The 20,069-nt window shown below is 42.8% G+C and carries 21 protein-coding genes; 2 read left to right on the forward strand and 19 right to left on the reverse strand.

Going from position 1 to position 20,069, the window contains the following annotated elements; all coding sequences use genetic code 11:
- Positions 1 to 95: 95 nt before the first annotated feature.
- Positions 96 to 932, reverse strand: coding sequence for an undecaprenyl-diphosphate phosphatase (locus HMPREF2685_RS02320; RefSeq protein ID WP_013904699.1), 837 nt, complete (start codon positions 930 to 932; stop codon positions 96 to 98).
- Positions 933 to 1,040: 108 nt separating this feature from the next.
- Positions 1,041 to 2,948 (reverse strand): DUF2207 domain-containing protein, encoded by a 1,908-nt coding sequence (locus tag HMPREF2685_RS02325; RefSeq protein ID WP_024055091.1) that lies wholly within the window; start codon positions 2,946 to 2,948, stop codon positions 1,041 to 1,043.
- A 117-nt stretch (positions 2,949 to 3,065) separates the two neighbouring features.
- Between HMPREF2685_RS02325 and HMPREF2685_RS02330 the strand changes: the two genes are divergently transcribed.
- Positions 3,066 to 4,628 (forward strand): ABC transporter substrate-binding protein/permease, encoded by a 1,563-nt coding sequence (locus tag HMPREF2685_RS02330; RefSeq protein ID WP_070465029.1) that lies wholly within the window; start codon positions 3,066 to 3,068, stop codon positions 4,626 to 4,628.
- Positions 4,628 to 5,368 (forward strand): amino acid ABC transporter ATP-binding protein, encoded by a 741-nt coding sequence (locus tag HMPREF2685_RS02335; protein WP_003010256.1) that lies wholly within the window; start codon positions 4,628 to 4,630, stop codon positions 5,366 to 5,368. The genes HMPREF2685_RS02330 and HMPREF2685_RS02335 overlap by 1 nt, the downstream gene beginning before the upstream one ends.
- Positions 5,369 to 5,486: 118 nt before the next feature.
- Here the strand turns inward: HMPREF2685_RS02335 and HMPREF2685_RS02340 are convergent, their stop codons facing one another.
- The 17 genes from HMPREF2685_RS02340 to HMPREF2685_RS02420 form a co-directional block, all read right to left on the reverse strand.
- Positions 5,487 to 5,702, reverse strand: a complete 216-nt coding sequence (locus tag HMPREF2685_RS02340; protein ID WP_003004771.1) for a capsule biosynthesis transcriptional regulator — start codon at positions 5,700 to 5,702, stop codon at positions 5,487 to 5,489.
- A gap of 108 nt (positions 5,703 to 5,810) precedes the next feature.
- Positions 5,811 to 6,704: an SPFH domain-containing protein gene (locus HMPREF2685_RS02345; protein ID WP_003010253.1), complete on the reverse strand. Its 894-nt coding sequence runs from the start codon at positions 6,702 to 6,704 to the stop codon at positions 5,811 to 5,813.
- 110 nt (positions 6,705 to 6,814) lie between these two features.
- Positions 6,815 to 8,065, reverse strand: a complete 1,251-nt coding sequence (gene ilvA, locus HMPREF2685_RS02350) for a threonine ammonia-lyase IlvA (RefSeq protein ID WP_014712946.1) — start codon at positions 8,063 to 8,065, stop codon at positions 6,815 to 6,817.
- A 76-nt stretch (positions 8,066 to 8,141) separates the two neighbouring features.
- Positions 8,142 to 9,164 (reverse strand): ketol-acid reductoisomerase, encoded by a 1,023-nt coding sequence (gene ilvC / locus HMPREF2685_RS02355; protein ID WP_003004157.1) that lies wholly within the window; start codon positions 9,162 to 9,164, stop codon positions 8,142 to 8,144.
- A gap of 68 nt (positions 9,165 to 9,232) precedes the next feature.
- Complete coding sequence (ilvN, locus tag HMPREF2685_RS02360) at positions 9,233 to 9,709, reverse strand: acetolactate synthase small subunit (RefSeq protein WP_003010242.1); 477 nt, start codon at positions 9,707 to 9,709, stop codon at positions 9,233 to 9,235.
- Positions 9,702 to 11,402: an acetolactate synthase large subunit gene (locus HMPREF2685_RS02365; protein ID WP_070465032.1), complete on the reverse strand. Its 1,701-nt coding sequence runs from the start codon at positions 11,400 to 11,402 to the stop codon at positions 9,702 to 9,704. Before HMPREF2685_RS02365 ends, ilvN begins: the two co-directional genes overlap by 8 nt.
- 189 nt (positions 11,403 to 11,591) lie before the next feature.
- On the reverse strand, positions 11,592 to 12,191 hold the full coding sequence (locus HMPREF2685_RS02370; protein WP_049483533.1) for a response regulator transcription factor: 600 nt from the start codon (positions 12,189 to 12,191) through the stop codon (positions 11,592 to 11,594).
- Position 12,192: 1 nt separating this feature from the next.
- Complete coding sequence (locus HMPREF2685_RS02375; RefSeq protein ID WP_049475098.1) at positions 12,193 to 13,290, reverse strand: sensor histidine kinase; 1,098 nt, start codon at positions 13,288 to 13,290, stop codon at positions 12,193 to 12,195.
- On the reverse strand, positions 13,287 to 14,027 hold the full coding sequence (locus HMPREF2685_RS02380) for an ABC transporter permease (protein WP_049483531.1): 741 nt from the start codon (positions 14,025 to 14,027) through the stop codon (positions 13,287 to 13,289). The genes HMPREF2685_RS02375 and HMPREF2685_RS02380 overlap by 4 nt, the downstream gene beginning before the upstream one ends.
- Positions 13,996 to 14,913, reverse strand: a complete 918-nt coding sequence (locus tag HMPREF2685_RS02385; RefSeq protein WP_049497664.1) for an ABC transporter ATP-binding protein — start codon at positions 14,911 to 14,913, stop codon at positions 13,996 to 13,998. Before HMPREF2685_RS02385 ends, HMPREF2685_RS02380 begins: the two co-directional genes overlap by 32 nt.
- 72 nt (positions 14,914 to 14,985) lie before the next feature.
- The gene (locus HMPREF2685_RS02390) at positions 14,986 to 15,177 is read right to left on the reverse strand and encodes a hypothetical protein (RefSeq protein WP_014712940.1); all 192 of its coding nucleotides are present in this window, start codon (positions 15,175 to 15,177) and stop codon (positions 14,986 to 14,988) included.
- 135 nt (positions 15,178 to 15,312) lie between these two features.
- Complete coding sequence (locus HMPREF2685_RS02395; RefSeq protein ID WP_049497663.1) at positions 15,313 to 15,867, reverse strand: SP0191 family lipoprotein; 555 nt, start codon at positions 15,865 to 15,867, stop codon at positions 15,313 to 15,315.
- A 284-nt stretch (positions 15,868 to 16,151) separates the two neighbouring features.
- Entirely contained in the window at positions 16,152 to 17,816 is a 1,665-nt protein-coding gene (locus HMPREF2685_RS02400; protein WP_014712937.1) for a DAK2 domain-containing protein, read from the reverse strand.
- A gap of 2 nt (positions 17,817 to 17,818) precedes the next feature.
- A complete protein-coding gene (locus tag HMPREF2685_RS02405) occupies positions 17,819 to 18,184 on the reverse strand; it encodes an Asp23/Gls24 family envelope stress response protein (protein ID WP_003004393.1) in 366 nt (121 codons plus the stop codon).
- 289 nt (positions 18,185 to 18,473) lie between these two features.
- Positions 18,474 to 18,662: a 50S ribosomal protein L28 gene (gene rpmB / locus HMPREF2685_RS02410; RefSeq protein WP_001140948.1), complete on the reverse strand. Its 189-nt coding sequence runs from the start codon at positions 18,660 to 18,662 to the stop codon at positions 18,474 to 18,476.
- 118 nt (positions 18,663 to 18,780) lie between these two features.
- Positions 18,781 to 19,476, reverse strand: a complete 696-nt coding sequence (locus HMPREF2685_RS02415) for a LiaF transmembrane domain-containing protein (RefSeq protein ID WP_070465034.1) — start codon at positions 19,474 to 19,476, stop codon at positions 18,781 to 18,783.
- A 4-nt stretch (positions 19,477 to 19,480) separates the two neighbouring features.
- Entirely contained in the window at positions 19,481 to 19,927 is a 447-nt protein-coding gene (locus HMPREF2685_RS02420) for a LytTR family DNA-binding domain-containing protein (protein ID WP_070465035.1), read from the reverse strand.
- Between the last annotated feature and the right edge of the window lie 142 nt (positions 19,928 to 20,069).

Consider the following 20,069-nt stretch of genomic DNA (forward strand, 5'->3'; position numbering starts at 1 on the left):
AAATTGGATAGAATTCAAAAAAAGGATGCATAGAAAAGAGGTCGGGACAAAAGTCTCCAACCTCGAAAATAATTTGATCAAGTTCAACCGTTCTCTTAGAAAATAACACGGAAGAGTCCATACAATAACAAGATGGAACCAAGAACGATCCGGTATTTCCCAAAGACTGTGAAATCATGATTTTTCACATAATCTGTCAAGAAGCGAATGGCGTACATGCTGACCACGAAAGCCACTCCCATCGCTACCAGTAGAATAAAGAGTTGTCCCAGTGCAAGCGAATGTCCGCCAAGAGCGAATTTTCCAACCTTTAAGAGGCTAGCCCCAAACATGGCTGGAATCCCCAAATAAAAGGTAAATTCTGTCACCACTGGACGGCTAACACCATTGATCAAGCCACCTACAATCGTAGCACCTGAACGGCTTGTTCCTGGAAATAGCGATAAGACTTGGAAGAGTCCGATATAAAGAGCTGTTCGATAAGGAAGCTTATGCAATTCCGTTACTGCTGGCTCAACTTGTTCCCGTCTTTCCAGATAGATAAAGGCAATCCCGTAGGTGATCAACATAATCGCAACGGAAATCGAATTGTGGAAATGCGCCTCAAACCAATCATCCAATTTAAAAACAAAGACAAGAGGGAGGGTTGCAACCGCAACTTTTGCCCATAATTGCCAGGTCCGACGTACTTCTAGTGGAGATTTACCAGGTTTGAAGGGATACAATTTATCGAAATAAATCACCACAACCGCTAGGATCGCTCCCAATTGGATCACAACATTGAACATCTCCATAAAGGCTGGATCTTGATTTTTAAACTGCACAAAATCCTGTAACAGAATCAAGTGACCTGTACTTGAGATCGGTAACCATTCTGTAATCCCCTCGACAATCCCAAAAAGAACCGCCTTGATTAATTCGATCAGAAACATCTTTTTCTCCTAAACTTACATTTGCTCTATTATATCATAAATCTATGGACTGGACCAGGCCTTCTAAACTAGAAGGGAAAGAGCGACCAAGACCATTCTTAGTACTGCTTAGAAGGCACCAAAGCCTCCTCCGCCTCCTCCGCCAGAGAAGCCTCCTCCACTACCAGAAGAAACCGTGAAATGACTAGCTGTCGATGCTGTCGATCCATAAGTAGACATGGCATGACTTGAGTGGGTCACATCATGATAGAACGGGGTGTAAACGAAGGCGTTTAAGGCTTGATTTTCTAAATGAATATTCCGAAGCTTCATGACCTTTGTGACCTGATCAGCTACACCATACAAGGCCGCATAGATCAATAAGCGATTCCATAGGACCAGAGACTGCAACTCTGCATCGTTGAGGTGGGCAATCTCTTTCAACATCCGACCAAAACTATCCCAGTAATAGCGTTGCTCAGCACCCGCAAGATTGACAACACCATCTCGTAGGTAGGCTTTAAAGACACCATTGAAGCGCACTGGCATAAACCAAAGTATGAGGATCCCTATCAAACAAGGAACAGAGAACCAACCCATCCCAAAGATAGCAAAGATTTCTGCTCCAAGAGCGATAAACCAAGCAGCCCAACCAAAGAAGAGACTTCGTCTAGCTTGCGCTTCTTCTTTTGCTTCTAAAGGGCGATAGTAGCTTGGCAAATGGAGATCTTCCACCTTGCGATGAACATCTCGGGCCACTTGGTTGACAGCCGTATCAAAACGAGCCTGAGCCTTACTTCCTAGTGAACGAATCGCATCTTGATCTGCTTTTTTGGCATGTTTGTATACATCATCACTGAATTCATAATTCTCAAAGAGACGGTTAACAGGACAGGAAACTTGATCCCCAAAAGCCATATTCATAAAGGAGCGTTCAAAATCATCCACATGTCCATGAGACTTTCTGGTCAAAACGACTTCATTTCCTTGTTGCTCGTAGACAATCACTCCACGATCCATCAGATCCAGCAAAGTAGCTTGAAGCATTTTTTCAAATGTGAATACTGGCGGAGTCGCCTTCTCTTTATTGGTTGGGGAAGCCTCGTCTAATTCGGCTGAATAAACAACCGAGCTCATAACAAGAGGTGCAATATCCTGTGGAATCTCATAAAGACGAGTATCAGTCGGATAAGTCACACCAGGCCAAATCATTTTTTTGAACCGTTTGCGACCCAAGAGAGAAAGAAGCCAGAGTGCAATAATGAAGGCTGGCAAGATCCAGTTCCAAAACATGCGTGTCCAGTATTTTTCCTGTTCAATTTTAGCTTGGTTCTTGTGAAATTCATCCAATTTGGTCAATCCTGTATTTCGACCAGAATCATATAAGGTAGTTAGGTCTGACTTCAACCAGTAACCATACAACTCCACAGCCTTTCCTTTACCTAGGTTATAGAAAGTAGCAGAATAGATTCCATCTTCTTTCTTTACAGTCACATCCGGTCCCATAAAGGCTGTATGGATATACAGTTCCGATTGGGCATTAGCTGGTGCAAACTTAGGAATAACACGAAATTGAACCTCGTCCACCTTCTGATCACCATCTGTGATCGGTTTCCAGTTCAACTCCAAGATATCCTTGTGTGAATAGAGGAGATTTTTTAATTTCCATGTGACTTTTATTTTGACTGTATCTTGCGCTACACCACTGTTATAAATTTTCACTCGGTAGCCATCACCTAGATTCGTAATCTCGGGTTCTCTTTGAAGCTCACGACCTTCCACCTCAACCTTTGGCGGTATCTCAATTGCAAAGCCTTGTGGCATGTTCCCTGCCGTTCCTAGGCTAACATACTGCCCTCTATAAGAATCTTTGAAATAATAAACCAGTTCTTCCTCATAGGTGGCGTCGTCCCAGGTGTCCAAGGTCAAGGTTCCACCATAGTAAAGTACATCATAAGATGGGCTAGATGCATGGACGTTCTGACTAACAAAAAGGCAGGCCAGAAAGGCGAAAATAACATACAAATACTTTTTCATTTGATCATGCTCCTTTGTATTATTATAGCATTTTTTAAATAAAAAGAGGACCATGTTTGAAATGCAGCCTATTTTACTGTACAATAGGAGAAGTTAAAATAAGGAAGAGGAGAAAAAATGAAAAAAACATTATTCGCGCTCTTAACAGGGCTTTTCATTTGCCTGGGGATCACACAGGTTGTTCATGCAGATGACTATTTACGAATCGGAATGGAAGCAGCCTACGCTCCTTTCAACTGGACCCAAGAAGATGATGCAAATGGAGCTGTTAAAATTGACGGTACCAATCAATATGCCAATGGGTACGATGTCCAAATCGCCAAAAAAGTTGCTGAGGAGTTAGGTAAAAAACCTCTGATCGTAAAAACATCTTGGAACGGTTTAATTCCAGCCCTCACTTCTGGTAAAATCGATATGATTATCGCTGGGATGAGTCCAACCGCTGAACGTAAAAAAGAGGTCGCCTTCTCCAAGAGCTACTATACCAGTGAACCGGTCATGCTCGTTCGTAAAGATGGAAACTATGCAAATGCTACTACCTTAGATGACTTTAAGGATGCAAAGGTCACCTCTCAACAAGGGGTCTACCTCTATTCTCTCATTTCCCAACTCAAGGGTGCGAAACAAGAAACTGCAATGGGTGATTTTGCCCAGATGCGTCAAGCTTTAGAATCGGGTGTTATTGATGCCTATGTTTCTGAACGTCCCGAAGCCCTAACCGCCGAGTCCGATAATTCTAAATTTAAGATGATTCAATTCAAAAAAGGATTTGAAGTTGGGGAAGAAGATGCGACTATCGCTATCGGGATGAAGAAGGGTGACACTAGAATTGACCAAGTCAATGCCGCACTAGCTAAGATTTCGTCTGAAGACCAAGTCAAACTCATGGATGATATGATTAAGAAGCAACCAGCTTCCAGTGATGCTAGTGATGATAAGCAGACATTCTTTAGCCAAATGATGAAGATTTTAAAGGATAATGGCCCACAGTTCTTACGGGGAACTGGAATGACCCTCTTAATCTCTATGACTGGAACTATCGCTGGGTTGATTATCGGTTTGTTAATCGGTGTCTTCCGGACAGCTCCGAAGGCTAAAAATAAATTCCTTGCTGGATGCCAAACTGCCTTTGGTTGGTTCCTCAATGTCTACATTGAAGTCTTCCGTGGAACTCCGATGATCGTTCAATCCATGGTCATTTTCTACGGTTCCGCCCAAGCCTTCAACATTTCCTTGGATCGTACCTGGGCCGCCATCTTTATCGTATCAATCAATACCGGAGCTTATATGAGTGAGATTGTTCGTGGTGGGATCTTAGCAGTGGATCCAGGTCAGTTTGAAGCAGCGACTGCTCTAGGAATGACCCATGGACAAACCATGCGCAAGGTCGTCCTTCCACAGGTTGTTCGCAATATCTTACCAGCAACAGGGAATGAATTCGTTATTAACATCAAGGATACATCTGTTTTGAATGTTATCTCTGTAGTTGAACTGTACTTTACAGGAAATACGGTCGCAACTCAAAACTACCAATACTTCCCAACCTTTACGATCATCGCTGTGATTTACTTCGTTCTCACCTTTACCATCACACGAATTCTTCGCTACATCGAACGTCGCTTAGATTCTGATACTTATACTACAGGTGCCAATCAAATGCAAGTCAATGAGGTGAAATAATGGCAGAAAAAATTCTTGAAATCCAACATTTAAAAAAATCTTATGGTCAAAATGAGGTTTTGAAAGATATTTCCCTTACGGTTGAAAAAGGAGAGGTGATCTCCATCATCGGGAGCTCTGGTAGCGGAAAATCAACCTTCCTTCGCTCCATCAATCTTCTAGAGACTCCTACAGCTGGAGAGATTCTCTATCGTGGACAAAATGTTCTTGATCCTGAGTATGATCTTACCCACTACCGCGAGAAATTAGGGATGGTTTTCCAAAGCTTTAATCTCTTCGAAAATTTAAACGTCTTGGAAAATACGATCGTTGCACAAACAACCGTCCTCAAGCGCGATCGTGAAACTGCAGAGAAAGTTGCTAAAGAAAACCTTGAAAAAGTCGGTATGGGATCTCAATATTGGGCTGCCCGTCCGAAACAACTTTCAGGTGGTCAAAAGCAACGGGTCGCCATCGCACGGGCCCTCTCAATGGATCCTGATGCCATTCTCTTCGATGAACCGACTTCTGCCCTAGACCCAGAAATGGTTGGGGAAGTCTTGAAAATCATGCAGGACCTTGCAAAAGAAGGACTCACCATGATTGTCGTCACCCACGAAATGGAATTTGCCCGCGATGTCTCTAGCCGGGTCATCTTCATGGACAAGGGTGTCATCGCTGAGCAAGGAGATCCAAAAGAAATCTTTAGCAATCCAAAAGAAGAACGGACCAAGGAATTCCTTCAACGCTTCTTACATTAATCTCTTGAAACAGTTTGTTTACCGCTATGGAAGCAAGCTGTTTTTTGTACCGCTTCTGCTTTTGAGGCATAGAAAAAACCAGAGAGCAAACTCTCTGGTTTTCAATTGGAACAACAAATTAATCTTCAAATTTTTGATGATTTTTGTCATAAAAATCAATCAATCCAAGTGCAGTTTCAAACGAGATATTCTTTACTTTTGCACGTCCTTGAGCCAAGGCAATGATAGACATTTCACGGGCATTTGTTTCTTTACTGATACGATACCCTGTAATTTTCTTATCGCGTACCCAACCAACAACTGATTCTACTTTTTCAAAGTTCGATTTAGCCATGATCTTTCTCCTATATTATTATTTCCAATACTAATATAAATTTTTTTGCACATTTTGTCAACTAAAATCGCTGAAAATACGAACCTTTTTTAAAAAATGATAAAAAGTTTACTTTGCTTTCAAGGCTGATAATATTTGTGTACGAATGTTTTCGACACCATCCGGGTTTGCTGGTAGGAAAATCGTATTATTCCCTTCTTTATCTGCAAAATTATTTAAGGTATCTAAGTACTGGTTGGTTAAGAGAATAGACATGATTTGTTCTTCCGTCAAGTCTACATTCGCACCTTTTAACTCTTTAATAGAGTCTGCCAATCCATCGACAATGGCCTTCCGTTGCTCGGCAATACCAACCCCGTGCAAACGGTCTTTTTCCGCCTCAGCTTCAGCAGCAGTAACGATCTTGATCTTGTCTGCTTCTGCCAATTCCTGAGCTGCCACGCGTTTTCTTTGCGCCGCATTGATCTCGTTCATGGATTGTTTCACTTCGGCATCTGGCTCAACTTTGGTGATCAAGGTTTTAACAATAATATATCCATAAGTTGACATTTCTTCTGCCACTTGTTTTTGAACTTCAAGAGCGATTTCATCTTTTTTCTCAAATAATTCATCCAAGGTCAACTTAGGTACAGAAGAGCGCAAAGCATCTTCAATGTATGATTTAATCTGTGATTCTGGACGCATGAGTTTGTAGTAGGCATCCTTTACGTTGCTTTCGTTCACTCGGTATTGTGTCGCCACATTCATGGTAACGAATACGTTATCCTGAGTTTTTGTTTCAACCACGATCTCACTCTGCAAGACGCGCAATTGAACTCGTGCTGCAATTTTATCGATGCCAAAAGGCGCTCGCATATGAATGCCACTATCGCTAATCTTTTGATAACGTCCGAAACGCTCGATGATGGCAACAGATTGTTGCTTGACCACATATAGTGAGCTAATCACAATGAATCCTGCAACCATTAGCAAGAATAAAATAAAGATAAAAAATCCAGGCATAAAAAATTCCTCCTTTTAATTTACGCATATCATATCACAAGTCTTCATAAAAAAGCAATATATTCCATAAAAATATATTGCTTAAATAGTCGATTATTTCTGCATGATACTCAGACCAGCATATTATAGAGAGTTTCATTGCCGTTCAAGTTAATGAAAGACGGATCAAAACGCTCAATACGATTGACCAAACCTGCATAGTCATGCTTATTGGCCAAAGTAACCCCAATCAAGACAGGGCCTGTTCCCTTACTAGCACGCTTGATGTATTCAAAACGTGTGATATCATCATTTGGCCCTAAGATATCATTTACAAATTCGCGAAGAGCTCCCGGACGTTGTGGGAAGTTGACGATAAAGTAGTGTTTGACCCCATCGTAGATCAAAGCCCGTTCTTCCATTTCAGGCATACGGTTGATGTCATTGTTCCCACCTGAGATAATACAACAAATGGTTTTCCCCTTGATGTATTCGCGCAAGATTTCAAGGGATGCCACACTGGCCGCTCCTGCTGGTTCAGCTACGATCCCTTGTTTGGAATAAAGATCAATCAAGGTCTCTGAAATCAAGCCTTCATCGACCCCAACCAAAGTTTCCACATGTTGACGGGTCACTTCATAAGTCAATTGTCCCACTTTTTGCACAGCAATCCCGTCTGCAAACTTATCGATTTCTGGTAATTTGACGGGACCACCTGCTTCAAAAGCAGCCTTCATAGAGCGCGCCCCTTCAGCCTCTACCCCAATGACCTCAATCCTAGGCTCTGTTTCTTTGATGTAGGTTGAAACACCTGAAATGAGGCCACCACCTCCTACAGGAACAAGGACTGCATCAAAAGCAATCGATTCTTTTCGAGCTTCCTCAAGGATTTCGTAGGCCACTGTTCCTTGACCAGCTTGTACGTTTGGATCATCAAACGGGTCAATAAAGGTCCGTTTTTCTGCAAGAGTAAATTCTTGTGCTGCCTTCGCTGAAGCGTCAAAGGTATCCCCCACCAACTTGATCGTTACATAATCTCCACCAAAGAATCGGACTTGGCCGATCTTTTGTTGCGGTGTCGTAATCGGCATGAAGATGGTCGCTGGAATCTTCATTTCATTACAAGTATAAGCAACCCCTTGCGCGTGGTTTCCCGCAGAAGCACACACTACCCCACGTTCCCGCTCTTCTTTTGATAATTGAGAGATCGCAAAGTAAGCACCACGAATTTTGAAAGAACGAACACGTTGGGCATTTTCTTTTTTCAAATAAATCTTTGCCCCATATTTTTCAGATAAATAGTGGTCGTATTCAAGAGGCGTATTAACAACGACCCCTCTTAATATTTTATGGGCCTTAGCCACATCTTTTGCTGTTATCATTTCATACCTCTGTTGCTGTGTATTGATCAAAAAAGCAAGCTAGGGTGTCCCAACTTGCTTAGTCTTCTACAGACAATTAGTTGTAGATTTTGAAGGCGTCATCGTCGTTTTGACCAACGAATGGCATTGCTTTACGCAATTCAGCACCAACTTTTTCAATTTCAAGTTCTTCAGCTTGTTTGCGGAAGGCTTTCAAACGTGGGAAACCAGCATCGTGGTCTTCAACGAATTCACGTGCAAATTTACCTGATTGGATATCAGCAAGGGCAGCTTTCATGTTTTCTTTTACTTCTGGACCGATAACACGAGGACCAGTTACGAAATCACCAAATTCTGCAGTATTTGAACATGATTGACGCATTTTCTTGAAGCCACCTTCGTAGATCAAGTCAACGATCAATTTCATTTCGTGAAGGACTTCGAAGTAAGCCAATTCAGGTGCATAACCAGCTTCTGTCAAAACTTCAAATCCAGCTTCGATCAAGCTTGTCAAACCACCCATAAGAACGGCTTGTTCACCAAACAAATCTTCTTCTGTTTCTTCTTTGAAGGTTGTTGAAAGAAGACCAACACGTGCTGAACCAACACCTTTTGCCCAGTCCATTGCAATGTCTTTCGCATTACCAGTAGCATCTTGGTAGACAGCGTAAAGTGCTGGTACACCAAATCCTTCAGTGTAAGTACGACGTACCAAGTGACCTGGTCCTTTTGGTGCAACCATGAAGACATCTACGTCTTCAGGAGCTTTGATGTAACCAAAGTGGATATTGAAACCATGGGCAAAACCAAGAGCTTTACCAGCGCTCAAGTTTGGAGCGATTTCATCTTTGTAGATATCTTTTTGGATTTCGTCTGGTGCCAAGATCATGATGATATCAGCCAATTTAGTTGCTTCTGCAACTGGGTAAGCTTCAAATCCATCTTCTTTTGCTTTATCGAATGATTTACCAGGACGCACACCGATGATGACATCATGACCTGAATCACGCAAGTTTTGTGCGTGTGCATGACCTTGTGAACCATAACCGATAACGGCGATTTTTTTACCATCAAGTGCTGGTACTTTAACGTCTTTTTCGTATTCCATTTGAACTGCCATAAGTAAAATCTCTTTTCTATTATATTATTTGCCTTTTTAAGGCGGGGTTAACAATGTTAAGGTGAGAATTAATCTCGAGTAAATCCGGTTGCACCGGTGCGGGCGATGTTTTTAATCCCATAAGGTCGAATAACACGAATGAGGGCTTCGCTCTTTTCTGCATTTCCCGTCATTTGAACGGTGATAGAGCTTGGGGCTACATCGACCACGGTCGCACGGAAAGGTTGAATAATGGCCAAGATTTCTGCTCGCTTCTCAGCAGGTGCAGAAACTTTCACCAGGATCACTTCGCGCTCCAAGTGTGGTTTATCAGTGATATCCCGGACACGGATCACATCCACTTGGCGGTTGAGCTGTTTGATGATTTGCTCTACTTCATCATGCGAAGCAACATCAATGATAATGGTAATCCGCGATACATTAGGGTTTTCTGTTGCGCCAACAGAGATGCTTTCGATATTGACTTGACGTCTCGACAAGACTCCAGTAAAGCGGTTCAGAACACCTGAGCGGTTTTGAAGTTTGGCTGTTAACATTCTACGCATTAAACTTCACCCCCAACATCTCATGATTACTCTTACCAGCTGGTACCATCGGCAAGACATGCTCTTTCCGAGAAATGTCTACTTCGATGAACATTGGTACATCTTCTGTGATGACTTCCAAATCCTTCTCAAGAGTTTCAGGATTATCAAATTTATAATTCTTGATCCCGTAAGCTTGCGCCATCAATTGGAAATCTGGAAGGCTATCAAAGACTGACTCTGACGTCCGACCATCATAGAAGGCTTCTTGCCATTGACGGACCATTCCAAGCGAGTGGTTGTTGAGCATAACGACCTTGATCGGAACCTTATAAATATTTAAGATTGCCAATTCTTGATTGGTCATTTGGAAACCACCATCTCCGACAAAGAGAACAACTTCTTTATCTGGATTGGCAATTTTCGCTCCGATAGCTGCAGGAACACCGAATCCCATCGTTCCTAGACCACCAGATGTCACCAATTGGCGCTCATTTTGGTAAGGATAGTATTGAGCTGCCCACATTTGGTGTTGTCCAACGTCTGTGACGACAATAGCGTCCCCCTTGGTCAACTCTCCGATGCGTTCGATCACAGCTTGTGGTTGCACAACCCGTTCTTTCTTGTCGTATGAACGAACCCGGTTCTTATCTTGGGTCACCTTTTCGATCCATTTTTCTGTGTTGTTATGAACCGTTGGCTCTGCTAGCAATTGTTGCAAGGCTTTCTTTGCATCGCCAACAACAGGAATGTCGACAGCAATGACCTTACCAATCTCTGCAGGATCAATGTCGATATGGGCAACCTTAGCATTTTTAGCGAAAGTCTTTGGATTCCCTGTCAAACGGTCATCAAATCGACAACCAACACTGATCATGAAATCCGTCTCTGTCATGGCGATATTAGCCGCGAAGGATCCGTGCATCCCTCCCATCCCTAGGAAAAGAGGATGACTGGTCGCAATCGTTCCTTGACCTAACAGACTGGTCACTACTGGAATCTGATAGCGCTCTGCTAGAGCAATCAACTCTTTTGCAGCTCCAGCGTAACTCACCCCACCACCAGCAAGAAGAACTGGTTTTTTAGCCTTACTCAATTGCTTCAAAATCTTTTTGATCTGCAATTCATTGGGTTCAATGGTAGGCTGGTAGCTTGGAAGCTTCACACTTGGTTCATAGATAAAATCTGTCTCTAAAGCAGACACATCCTTTGGAAGGTCAATTACCACCGGACCAGGGCGTCCAGTCGTCGCAATATGGACAGCTTCGGTGATAATTCGCGGAATATCTGCCGTCTCACGTACTTGATAGTTGTACTTGGTGATGGGCATGGTAATTCCCACAATATCTGCTTCTTGGAAGGCGTCTTTCCCGATCCCAGCACGATTGACTTGACCAGTGAAGACTAATAGGGGAACGCTATCGCTCATGGCATCTGCAATCCCTGTAATGGCATTTGTAGCCCCCGGTCCACTAGTGACGACTGCGACACCCAGCTTTCCAGTTGATTTAGCGTAGCCTTCAGCCTCATGCAAGCATCCTTGTTCATGACGACCCAAGATATGCTGGATACCCTCAAAGCTATAGATGGCATCGTATAAAGGCAAAACCGCTCCACCAGGATAACCAAAAATCGTGTCAATACCCAAATCACGCAGGGTTTCAAGAACGAGCTCTGAACCGGTTTTTGCAGTTTCTAAGGTAATTTTCTCCATGTCTCTCCTTTCCAGTACTTTGTATATCAAATTAGCATGCTACTATCATACCATTTTTAGAAAATATTTCAAGGAAAAATAGTAAATTTTCTGAATTTTCTATCCAAATCCGAAGAATGAGAGTTTTTCTAAAAATGCTAGGTCTATCAGAAAAAAAGTCTCTAGGAAATCCTAGAAACTTTTTCTTCCTTATAACCAACCCTTTTCTTGAGCGATCTTTGCTGCCTCGGTCCGGTTTTCCGCATCCAACTTGGTCAGAATGGCTGACATATAATTGCGGATGGTCCCGTTTGAGAGGAATAAGCGATCAGCAATTTCTTGGTTAGAAGCCCCTTTTGCGACTTCTTTTAAAACTGCCTTTTCTTGAGGGCTCAGAGGATTGGGATGGGTCAAGATCCCTTCCATTAATTCAGGCGAATATTCTTTTTGCCCTGCTAAGACTGCATGAAGAGTGGCCATCAAATCCGTAATGCGGCGTTCTTTTAAGACATAGGCATCGACTCCAGCCTTGAGGGCCCGCTCAAAATAGCCCGGTCGCTTAAAGGTGGTAACGATGACGACCTTGAGCTGGGGTTGTTGACTTTTAGCCCATTCCAACACTTCTAACCCTGTTTTGATGGGCATTTCGATATCTAAAATCGCAATATCGGCTGGATGTGTTTCGAGTAAACGAATGGCCTCTTGTCCATCGCCAGCCTGCAAGACATCTTCCACATCCTCTTGCAGGAGCAAGAGCTGGCAGAGAGCATCGCGCAACATACTTTGGTCTTCAGCAACTAATAAGCGCATCTTATTTCCTTTCTTGATAGGGGATCCGTATTTCTATCCTGGTCGGCTTGTGTTGATGACTGATCTCCAGCTCTCCTCCCAACAAGGCAATCCGTTCGCGAATCGAGTGCAGGTCTTTATCGGAGACTGTGGCAAAGCCGATGCCATTGTCTTCTGCGACCATTTCCACTCCTGTCTCGGTAGAGCGATAAAAGAGAAGGGCCTGTGTCGCTTTGGCATGTTTGATCATATTGGTGGCTAATTCCAGAGACACCATGGCTAGAGCAGATTCTAGGATCGGCGAGATGCTGGCTGTATCAAGCTCGTTCTGAATCTCCACTTTGATTTGAGCTACTTCCAGCATTTGCTTGACGGTTTCTAGCTCTCTTGCCAGGGTTCGCTGCTTCAAATTCTCCACAATCTCACGGACTTGGTGCATGGACTCTTGACTGATGGCTTGAATCTCTTGCACCTGCTCCTGGGCCTTCTCAACCTGACCCAATGCCAAGAATTGATCAGCTAGGTCCGCCTTGACACTGAGCATGGCAAAGGTGTGTCCTAGACTGTCATGCAGATCACGGCCAATCCGATGGCGCTCGTTTTCTGCCAGCAAGAGATTGATCTGGGCGTTTTGCTTGGCATGGTCAACTTTCAACTCTTCCATCATCTCCATCCGAACCATACTAAAGGTCATAACCGCGATAAACAAAGAGACGATCAGGACAAAAAGCCAATCATTTTCTCTCATCTCCCTATTAAATAATAGAGCTCCAAAAAGGATCAGTAGTGATCCAACAGCCGTCCAAAGAAAGGGCGAGCGAAAATCGCGAATCCCAAAACGATAGATCAAAATATTGCTCACATAATAGTAAAACCAACAAAAGCTAGTTCCAACAAAAAAGGTATTTCCTGCAATATACAGCAGAAGATAAATCCAAAAAAGCCAGGTCAGTTTCTTATTTTCAGTAATGAGGATACCTAGATAGCTTATCATAAAGAAGATGGCTAAAAAGAAATGCCACCAGGGAATCTGCCCTAAGAAAATAGAAGCAAAGGGAAAGGCCATAAAGATTAAGCCTACGTAAAACATATGGTGAATATGTTTGAGTTTTTCAATCATGAACGAACCTCAGAATGACGACGATAAACGATAACAAGGGCAAACAAGACCAGGGTAAACAAGGTTAAATAGACACTCGCAAAGACATTGACCTGTCCCTTGTTTAAAAAGGTCTTAATCAGTTCCATCAATTGATAGGTTGGAAGGCATTTGCCAATGGCTTGCATCCATTCTGGAAAGAGACTAATCGGCATCCATAGTCCACCCATGACAGCCAGCCCCATGTAAAGGAGATTGCCCACAACAGACATCAATTGACTGGAAGGAAGCAGGGTCAAAACCAGACCGAGAGCCACAAACGCTAGACTTCCTAGGATGAGAATAAAGGCTGCTAAGACCCAATCCTGTAGGGGCATATTCACATGCCGCACCACATGGCCCACGGTAAAGACAACTCCAATCGATAGGAGAAAATCGACAAAGAGACCCACAACCTTTATTAGATAATATTCTACCATAGATACGGGGGTATGGCGCAAGACTTTTTGCCAATTATTGAGTCGATCGGTTTCAAGAACGGTTGGAAAAGAAAAGATAGCCGTAGACATCATAGAAAATGCCGTCATAGAAAGGAGATAATCCCTCATAAAGTGAGCAGGTGCTCCTGGTGTTTCCTGGTACATCCCTGAAAAGAAGAGATAAAAGGCCGTGGGCATCCCAATTGATAACAAGTAATAAATAGCTTGGCGACTGGTCAAATGCCACTCAACCACGCCGAGAGCTTTCATGCGTTTCATCTTCTCTACCTACTTCCTTTGTATTTTCAAAAATAGAATCCAATAAACTTCGATTGGTTACTTCGATTTCTTGGATCGAACATCCTTCTTCTTGTAATCGACTCCACAAACGATTAGCATCCCGTGTCACAACCTGAAGGGCATCGGGTTTAGCGACCACTTCACCAATGTCTTCCATTTCTGCCACTAGAGCTTGGTAGCGCAAGGGCAGGGTGAAATGTTTTTCTACCTCTTCGCTTCTCATAGCGAGAGGTGTCGTATCCCGAAGCAAATGCCCCTGATGCAAGACCAAAATTCGATCTGCCGTGTGCTCTACTTCCTCGATGTAATGCGAAGAATAGACAATGGTCACACCTTCTTCCTTTAAATGCCCAACAATCTCCCAGAAGCGTTGGCGAGTGGAAGTATCCATTCCCGCAGTCGGCTCATCTAAGAAAAGTAAGCTAGGACGACCAATCAAGGTTAGAACAAAGGATAAGAGGCGCTTTTGACCACCAGACAACTTACTAGCCAATTGTTTCTTTTGTTCTGAGCTAAAACGTAATAAATCATCAATTTCTTCCCCTGTTAAGGGGTGGGGATAAATAGAGCGAAAGAAGTTGATCAGTTCCTGCACGGTTAACTTTTGAACGATGGCATTCTCTTGAGGGAGATAGGACACACTAGCCTTTAACTGAGGATGACCAGGCGCCTTCCCCTCTACTTCAATAATCCCAGAAGTCGCCTTCATATCTCCCAGAAGACAGTTCATCAAGGTTGTTTTCCCAGCTCCGTTTGGCCCGATCAAGGACAGACAATCCCCCCGTTCAACTGCAAAAGAAAGATCTTCTAAAATGACTTTTCCTTTGATACTTTTTTTCAAGTTCTCTACTCTAATGACGCTCATGATACTCTCCTTTCAACCAGGCTTAAACGGCCGGAATGATGGCAAAAACAACCAGGGTTACTCCCGTTGTTTTCATTGCTCCATCTCCTTTTTAACCGCCTTGATCATTTTCAATCCTTCTTGAACCGCCCAGCTCATGATGCCAATCCCAGCAAATAATTCCCAAGGAAAATGGTAATAGAGACTATCATCCTTTGAAAAGATCAAATAGACGACCATCCCCACCACTGTTAACGTAAACACTTTATAGAACCATTGTTTCATTTTTCCTTACCTCTTACTTTCTGACTATATTATAGCGAAAGAAAATAACAGCCACTAGATAATTTTGTCACTCGCTCACATGACAAAAGTCACTAAAAAAAGCCAAGTGACTTCACTCGACTTTTTCTATTCTTCTTACTGACCTTCTTCTTTCATGCCATGCAGTTTCAAGGCCTTGACCAAGGCATCTGCCTTCATGTTTTTCAAATCATTGAGACCAGCATCTTTGAAGTAAGAAATTTCTTCTAGAGACTTGGCATCAATTTGGTTGAGGTCAATCACACTGGTTGAGAGCAATTTCTTTTCTGGTGTGACTGTGTATTCCAAACTAAAACCGGGAACGGTTTTTAGCTTCTTATAGTCTTCATTTTGCTCCAGCAAAGCTTGAATGGCTGCCGTGAGCTCTTCAGGTGACTTCTCTGCTGCGATAGTTCTAAGTTGTTGGGGCAGATCAGCTGTCACTTCGATACGAAGGTTTTCAACCTTATCTCCCTTAGATTTTATGATATCCCGGTGTTTTGTTCCATTGATATCTCCTACTAAGGTTGTGGTTTTTTCTTCATTTTTTACTTCTTTTTTAACAGAGGAACTGCTAGATGAGCTAGCGGTTGTAGTTTTCTTTGTTTGGGATTGCGAACAACCAGTCAATACCAAAATGGCTAGCCCAAGGGTTACAAAAAATTTCTTCATTTTTATAACTCTCCTTTCACATACTGATACCAGTATAACATATCGCGTCTTTCTTGTCTAAAAACTCCACTGCTCAAACCATTTCCCCCTCTTTTCAAGCTCTTCCATTTGAATAAAAATCTGATGAATGTGAGACTTTTTGCAGAAACCCCTTTTTCTCACGAATAAAGCTTCCGTGTAGGGGTCGCTTCAATCTCAATCCCTCTGAATCACGCTGCTTTCATAGGGAATCTCCTCGTTTTTCTATATACAAAAAAAGGTTCCGAAAGGAACCTTCTGTTCAATTATTCTACACTAAACAAGTATGGGTAGACTGGTTGGCCACCTTGGTGGATTTCCACTTCTACATCTTCGTATTTTTCAGCAAGGGCTTGGGCCAATTCATTTGCCAACTCCTCACTGCCGTCTTCACCGACATAGATGGTCACAATTTCACTGTCTTCATCCAACATATGAGCGAATGTTTCTTCCAAGGTTTCCATCATATCTGGATTTGAAACAACGATTTTGCCATCGACCATTCCAAGATTATCATTTTCATGGATTTCAAGCCCATCAATAGTGGTATCGCGAACCGCTGTTGTCACACTACCAGACGCAACATCACCCAATGAAGCGCTCATGCGTTCGTAGTTTTCTTCGATCGATTTGCTTTCATCAAAGGCAAGAAGACTAGTCAATCCTTGAGGGATAGTCTTGGTCTCAACAACTGCTGCAGGTTGATCAATCACTTCTGCTGCAGATTGAGCCGCCATCAAGATATTTTTGTTGTTTGGCAAGATAATGATGTTGCGCGCATTCAACTCTTCAACCGCTTTGACAAAGTCTTCTGTTGATGGGTTCATGGTTTGACCACCAGAGATGATGTAATCAACTCCTTGCGCTTTAAAGATATCAGCCAATCCGTCACCAGCAACTACTGCGATGATGGCATATTCTTTTTCTTCAACTGGCTTCGCTTGACGCTCTTCTTTTTCAACTTGCGCTTCGTGTTGGTTACGCATGTTGTCGACTTTGACCTTGACCAAGCTTCCGTACTTAAGACCTTCTTGCATGACAAGACCTGGATCTTCTGTATGGACGTGAACTTTGACAATCTCATCGTCATTCACCACCAATAGGGAATCCCCAAGGTTGTTCAAATAGTTACGGAATTCATCGTAATCGAAGTCTTTGACATAGGTTGGACCTTGTTTCAAAGCGACCATGATTTCTGTACAGTAACCAAACTTGATGTCTTCAGTTGCGACATGGCCAGCGACTGACTTGTGGTGTTCTGCATTGATCATTTCTGACATGGTTGCAGGTGTTGCTTGGAACTCTTCAGAAGCGATGAATTCACCTGTCAAGGCTGACAAGAATCCTTCATAGATGAAGACCAACCCTTGACCACCAGAGTCTACCACGCCAACTTCTTTCAAGACCGGCAACATATCTGGAGTCTTAGCAAGAGCTGTTTTAGCACCTTCAAGAGCTGCACGCATGACTTCTACTGCATCGTTGGTAGATTCTGCTTTTTTCTTGGCACCGATGGCTGCCCCACGAGAAACCGTCAAAATGGTTCCTTCAACTGGCTTCATAACGGCTTTATAAGCAACTTCTACACCAGACTGGAAGGCTGCTGCAAGCGCTGCTCCATCCAATTCTTCTTTGTCTTTGACACTTTGAGAAAATCCACGGAACAATTGAGAAGTGATGACTCCTGAGTTCCCACGCGCACCCATCAAGAGACCTTTAGCGAAGATCCCTGCCGCTTCTCCAACAGTTGATGCAGAACGGTCAGATACTTCTTTGGCCCCATTTTCGATGGTCATTCCCATATTAGTCCCTGTATCTCCATCTGGTACAGGAAAGACGTTCAAAGAGTTTACATATTCCGCTTGTTTATTTAAGCGCGTAGCCCCCGCTTGAACCATTTCTTGAAATAAACTTGTAGTAATATTAGCCACGATTATTCTCCCACAATCTTGATATTTTGAATATAGACATTCACAGTATCCGTAGTGATTCCAAGTTGATTTTCCAAACTAAATTTCACACGTTCTTGAATATTTTTTGAGACTTCGCTAATCTTTGTTCCATAGCTCAAAACAGTGTAAACATCAACTGCGATAGTTCCTGCTTCCGTTGTTTTGACAACAACACCTTTAGAGAAGTTTTCTTTCCCTAGGAGGGCTTGGAAATTATCTTTGATCGCATTTTTGCTGGCCATTCCAACCACACCGAAGATCTCAGTAGCGGCACCGCCTACAACAGTTGCGATAACCTCATCAGTCAATTCAATTTGACCGTCCTTTGTATTGATTTTTACTGTCATAATTTCTACCTCAAAAGTATTTTATATTCTATTTTACCATAAAAGAGATCAGCTGTAAAAGGGTAGGGATTATTCTTCTCCCGCTGTAACAGCTGTCTCTAGAGAAAAAGAAAAGGGAGTGGGAAAGAACTCCGATTCGTTCAAAAGAGTTCGTATTCCCACCCCCGCACAGTTGATTAGGAAGTACGAATGTTGCAAACATGAGTAGTTCCAATCAACCACTGCGTCATACTACTATTCCTATCAAAAAGCGAAGGCTGGACACTTTATGCCCAGCCTTCTTTCTTTATTAAACGCGTTCTACTTTACCAGATTTCAATGCACGAGCTGAAGCCCAAACTTTTTTAGGTTTACCATCGATAAGGACAGTTACTTTTTGAAGGTTTGGTTTTACGGCACGTTTTGTTTGGTTCATAGCGTGTGAACGGTTGTTACCTGATACAGTCTTACGACCTGTGAAATAACATACTTTAGCCATTTCTGTGTTTCCTCCTATTAGATCTAATATAACGGATGTGCTAGCACCACATACCGTACTATATTACCAAAAAAAATCTCTCTTGGCAAGCTTTTGGCCAAAGTTTTTCATTTCCGACTTAAGAAAACGAATTCGCTCCCACATAGATAATTTCCAGATTTCCTAAGGAGACATCGCCTGTAATGTAGAAATCCTTGCTAGTAAGAACACTTGGATTTTCCTGATGTTGGATCGCTGAGAGGGAATTATCCACATGAACATGGACGCGCCAATCACTTGGTACATAGAGGCTCAGACTCCCAAGGGAAACATCGACAACAAACTGAGCAGAAGGACCCTCGATGCGGCAATTGTCAAAATAAACCGATGCTTCTCCCATACTCACATCTGCACTTCCGCGGGTAAAGTGTTGGTCATTGAGATATTTTGTCACTGTTGAAAAAGTGACATCAATGTCATTGCCATCCGACTTACTCATGGACCCAGCAGAATAGGAAGCTAGGCGGGCTTTTGTTTTCTTAGAGGGTTTAAACAAAATGTTGAGCCCAATCACAGCGAGAATTGAGGAAAGGATGACAACTGAATTTGAAACTGGGAGGAAATGGTATTGCCCATTGAGACAAAAGAGGGCTAAAAGTCCATAGATGAAGCCCCAACCAAAATGGCGTTTTAAGAAACTAGAGAGGGACAGGACGGCAAGCAAGGTAACCCAAGCTAAGGTCCAGATGCTGATGTCCCATTTTACAAAATAGCCCTGTAAAAGGAGTAAGGCTGCTAAAAGGATTAAGAATACTCCGATTAATTTTTTTCTCATGATATTACCTCATTTCATTTAGTCGTTCTTTTAAGAGTTGATAGTAGCGTCTGGATACGTGAACCTGCTTATGGGTCTGATAGAAATTGACCGTGCTGGTTCCTGAAAAAGACTTTTCTAGAGAATAGATCTGCTTTGCGTTGACAATGGTGGATTTGGATATCCGACAAAAGGCGATGGGAAGCAGCTCCTCCAACTCATAGAGCTTCTGCTTAACCTCATAGGCCTCGTCCTTGGTGTGCCCAAAAATCTTCTCCCCGTCCGTCTCAAAAAAGAGGATCGATGCCACATCTAGAAAATACTCACTTCGATCCTTGTAGAAGGCCAAAGGATCAACCTTTTGTTCGAGGATTCTCTCTTGCAGCTGGGTCAACTCCGGGGTCAAGCGCGGAGCTCGAATCAAGATCTCAGGCTCGTCCATTGATGGATCCAATTCGATTCTAACTTTCATAAAACTCCTTTCCCAACGTTTTGATAGTACCATTATAACAGCTGTTAAAAACAAAACAAGGACTTTTCAGTAAGTGGCACATTTTCCCCATCAAGAGGTAGTTTTTGAGAAGTAAAAAAGAGAGTGGGACAGAAATCGGTAA

It is taken from the genome of Streptococcus sp. HMSC074F05 (assembly GCF_001808725.1).
In the GTDB taxonomy this organism is placed as follows: Bacteria; Bacillota; Bacilli; order Lactobacillales; family Streptococcaceae; genus Streptococcus; species Streptococcus parasanguinis_I.

Excerpts from the sequence above, each read along its gene's own strand:
- HMPREF2685_RS02395 (WP_049497663.1), bottom strand. The coding sequence starts at position 15,867 with ATGAAGAAATTTTTTGTAACCCTTGGGCTAGCCATTTTGGTATTGACT.
- HMPREF2685_RS02330 (WP_070465029.1), top strand. The coding sequence starts at position 3,066 with ATGAAAAAAACATTATTCGCGCTCTTAACAGGGCTTTTCATTTGCCTG.
- HMPREF2685_RS02370 (WP_049483533.1), bottom strand. The coding sequence starts at position 12,191 with ATGCGCTTATTAGTTGCTGAAGACCAAAGTATGTTGCGCGATGCTCTC.
- HMPREF2685_RS02345 (WP_003010253.1), bottom strand. The coding sequence starts at position 6,704 with ATGCCTGGATTTTTTATCTTTATTTTATTCTTGCTAATGGTTGCAGGA.
- HMPREF2685_RS02340 (WP_003004771.1), bottom strand. The coding sequence starts at position 5,702 with ATGGCTAAATCGAACTTTGAAAAAGTAGAATCAGTTGTTGGTTGGGTA.
- HMPREF2685_RS02405 (WP_003004393.1), bottom strand. The coding sequence starts at position 18,184 with ATGACAGTAAAAATCAATACAAAGGACGGTCAAATTGAATTGACTGAT.
- HMPREF2685_RS02325 (WP_024055091.1), bottom strand. The coding sequence starts at position 2,948 with ATGAAAAAGTATTTGTATGTTATTTTCGCCTTTCTGGCCTGCCTTTTT.
- HMPREF2685_RS02365 (WP_070465032.1), bottom strand. The coding sequence starts at position 11,402 with ATGGAGAAAATTACCTTAGAAACTGCAAAAACCGGTTCAGAGCTCGTT.
- HMPREF2685_RS02335 (WP_003010256.1), top strand. The coding sequence starts at position 4,628 with ATGGCAGAAAAAATTCTTGAAATCCAACATTTAAAAAAATCTTATGGT.
- HMPREF2685_RS02415 (WP_070465034.1), bottom strand. The coding sequence starts at position 19,476 with ATGAGAAAAAAATTAATCGGAGTATTCTTAATCCTTTTAGCAGCCTTA.
- HMPREF2685_RS02380 (WP_049483531.1), bottom strand. The coding sequence starts at position 14,027 with ATGAAACGCATGAAAGCTCTCGGCGTGGTTGAGTGGCATTTGACCAGT.
- ilvN (WP_003010242.1), bottom strand. The coding sequence starts at position 9,709 with ATGCGTAGAATGTTAACAGCCAAACTTCAAAACCGCTCAGGTGTTCTG.
- HMPREF2685_RS02320 (WP_013904699.1), bottom strand. The coding sequence starts at position 932 with ATGTTTCTGATCGAATTAATCAAGGCGGTTCTTTTTGGGATTGTCGAG.
- ilvC (WP_003004157.1), bottom strand. The coding sequence starts at position 9,164 with ATGGCAGTTCAAATGGAATACGAAAAAGACGTTAAAGTACCAGCACTT.
- HMPREF2685_RS02375 (WP_049475098.1), bottom strand. The coding sequence starts at position 13,290 with ATGATTGAAAAACTCAAACATATTCACCATATGTTTTACGTAGGCTTA.
- rpmB (WP_001140948.1), bottom strand. The coding sequence starts at position 18,662 with ATGGCTAAAGTATGTTATTTCACAGGTCGTAAGACTGTATCAGGTAAC.
- HMPREF2685_RS02385 (WP_049497664.1), bottom strand. The coding sequence starts at position 14,913 with ATGAGCGTCATTAGAGTAGAGAACTTGAAAAAAAGTATCAAAGGAAAA.
- ilvA (WP_014712946.1), bottom strand. The coding sequence starts at position 8,065 with ATGATAACAGCAAAAGATGTGGCTAAGGCCCATAAAATATTAAGAGGG.
- HMPREF2685_RS02420 (WP_070465035.1), bottom strand. The coding sequence starts at position 19,927 with ATGAAAGTTAGAATCGAATTGGATCCATCAATGGACGAGCCTGAGATC.
- HMPREF2685_RS02390 (WP_014712940.1), bottom strand. The coding sequence starts at position 15,177 with ATGAAACAATGGTTCTATAAAGTGTTTACGTTAACAGTGGTGGGGATG.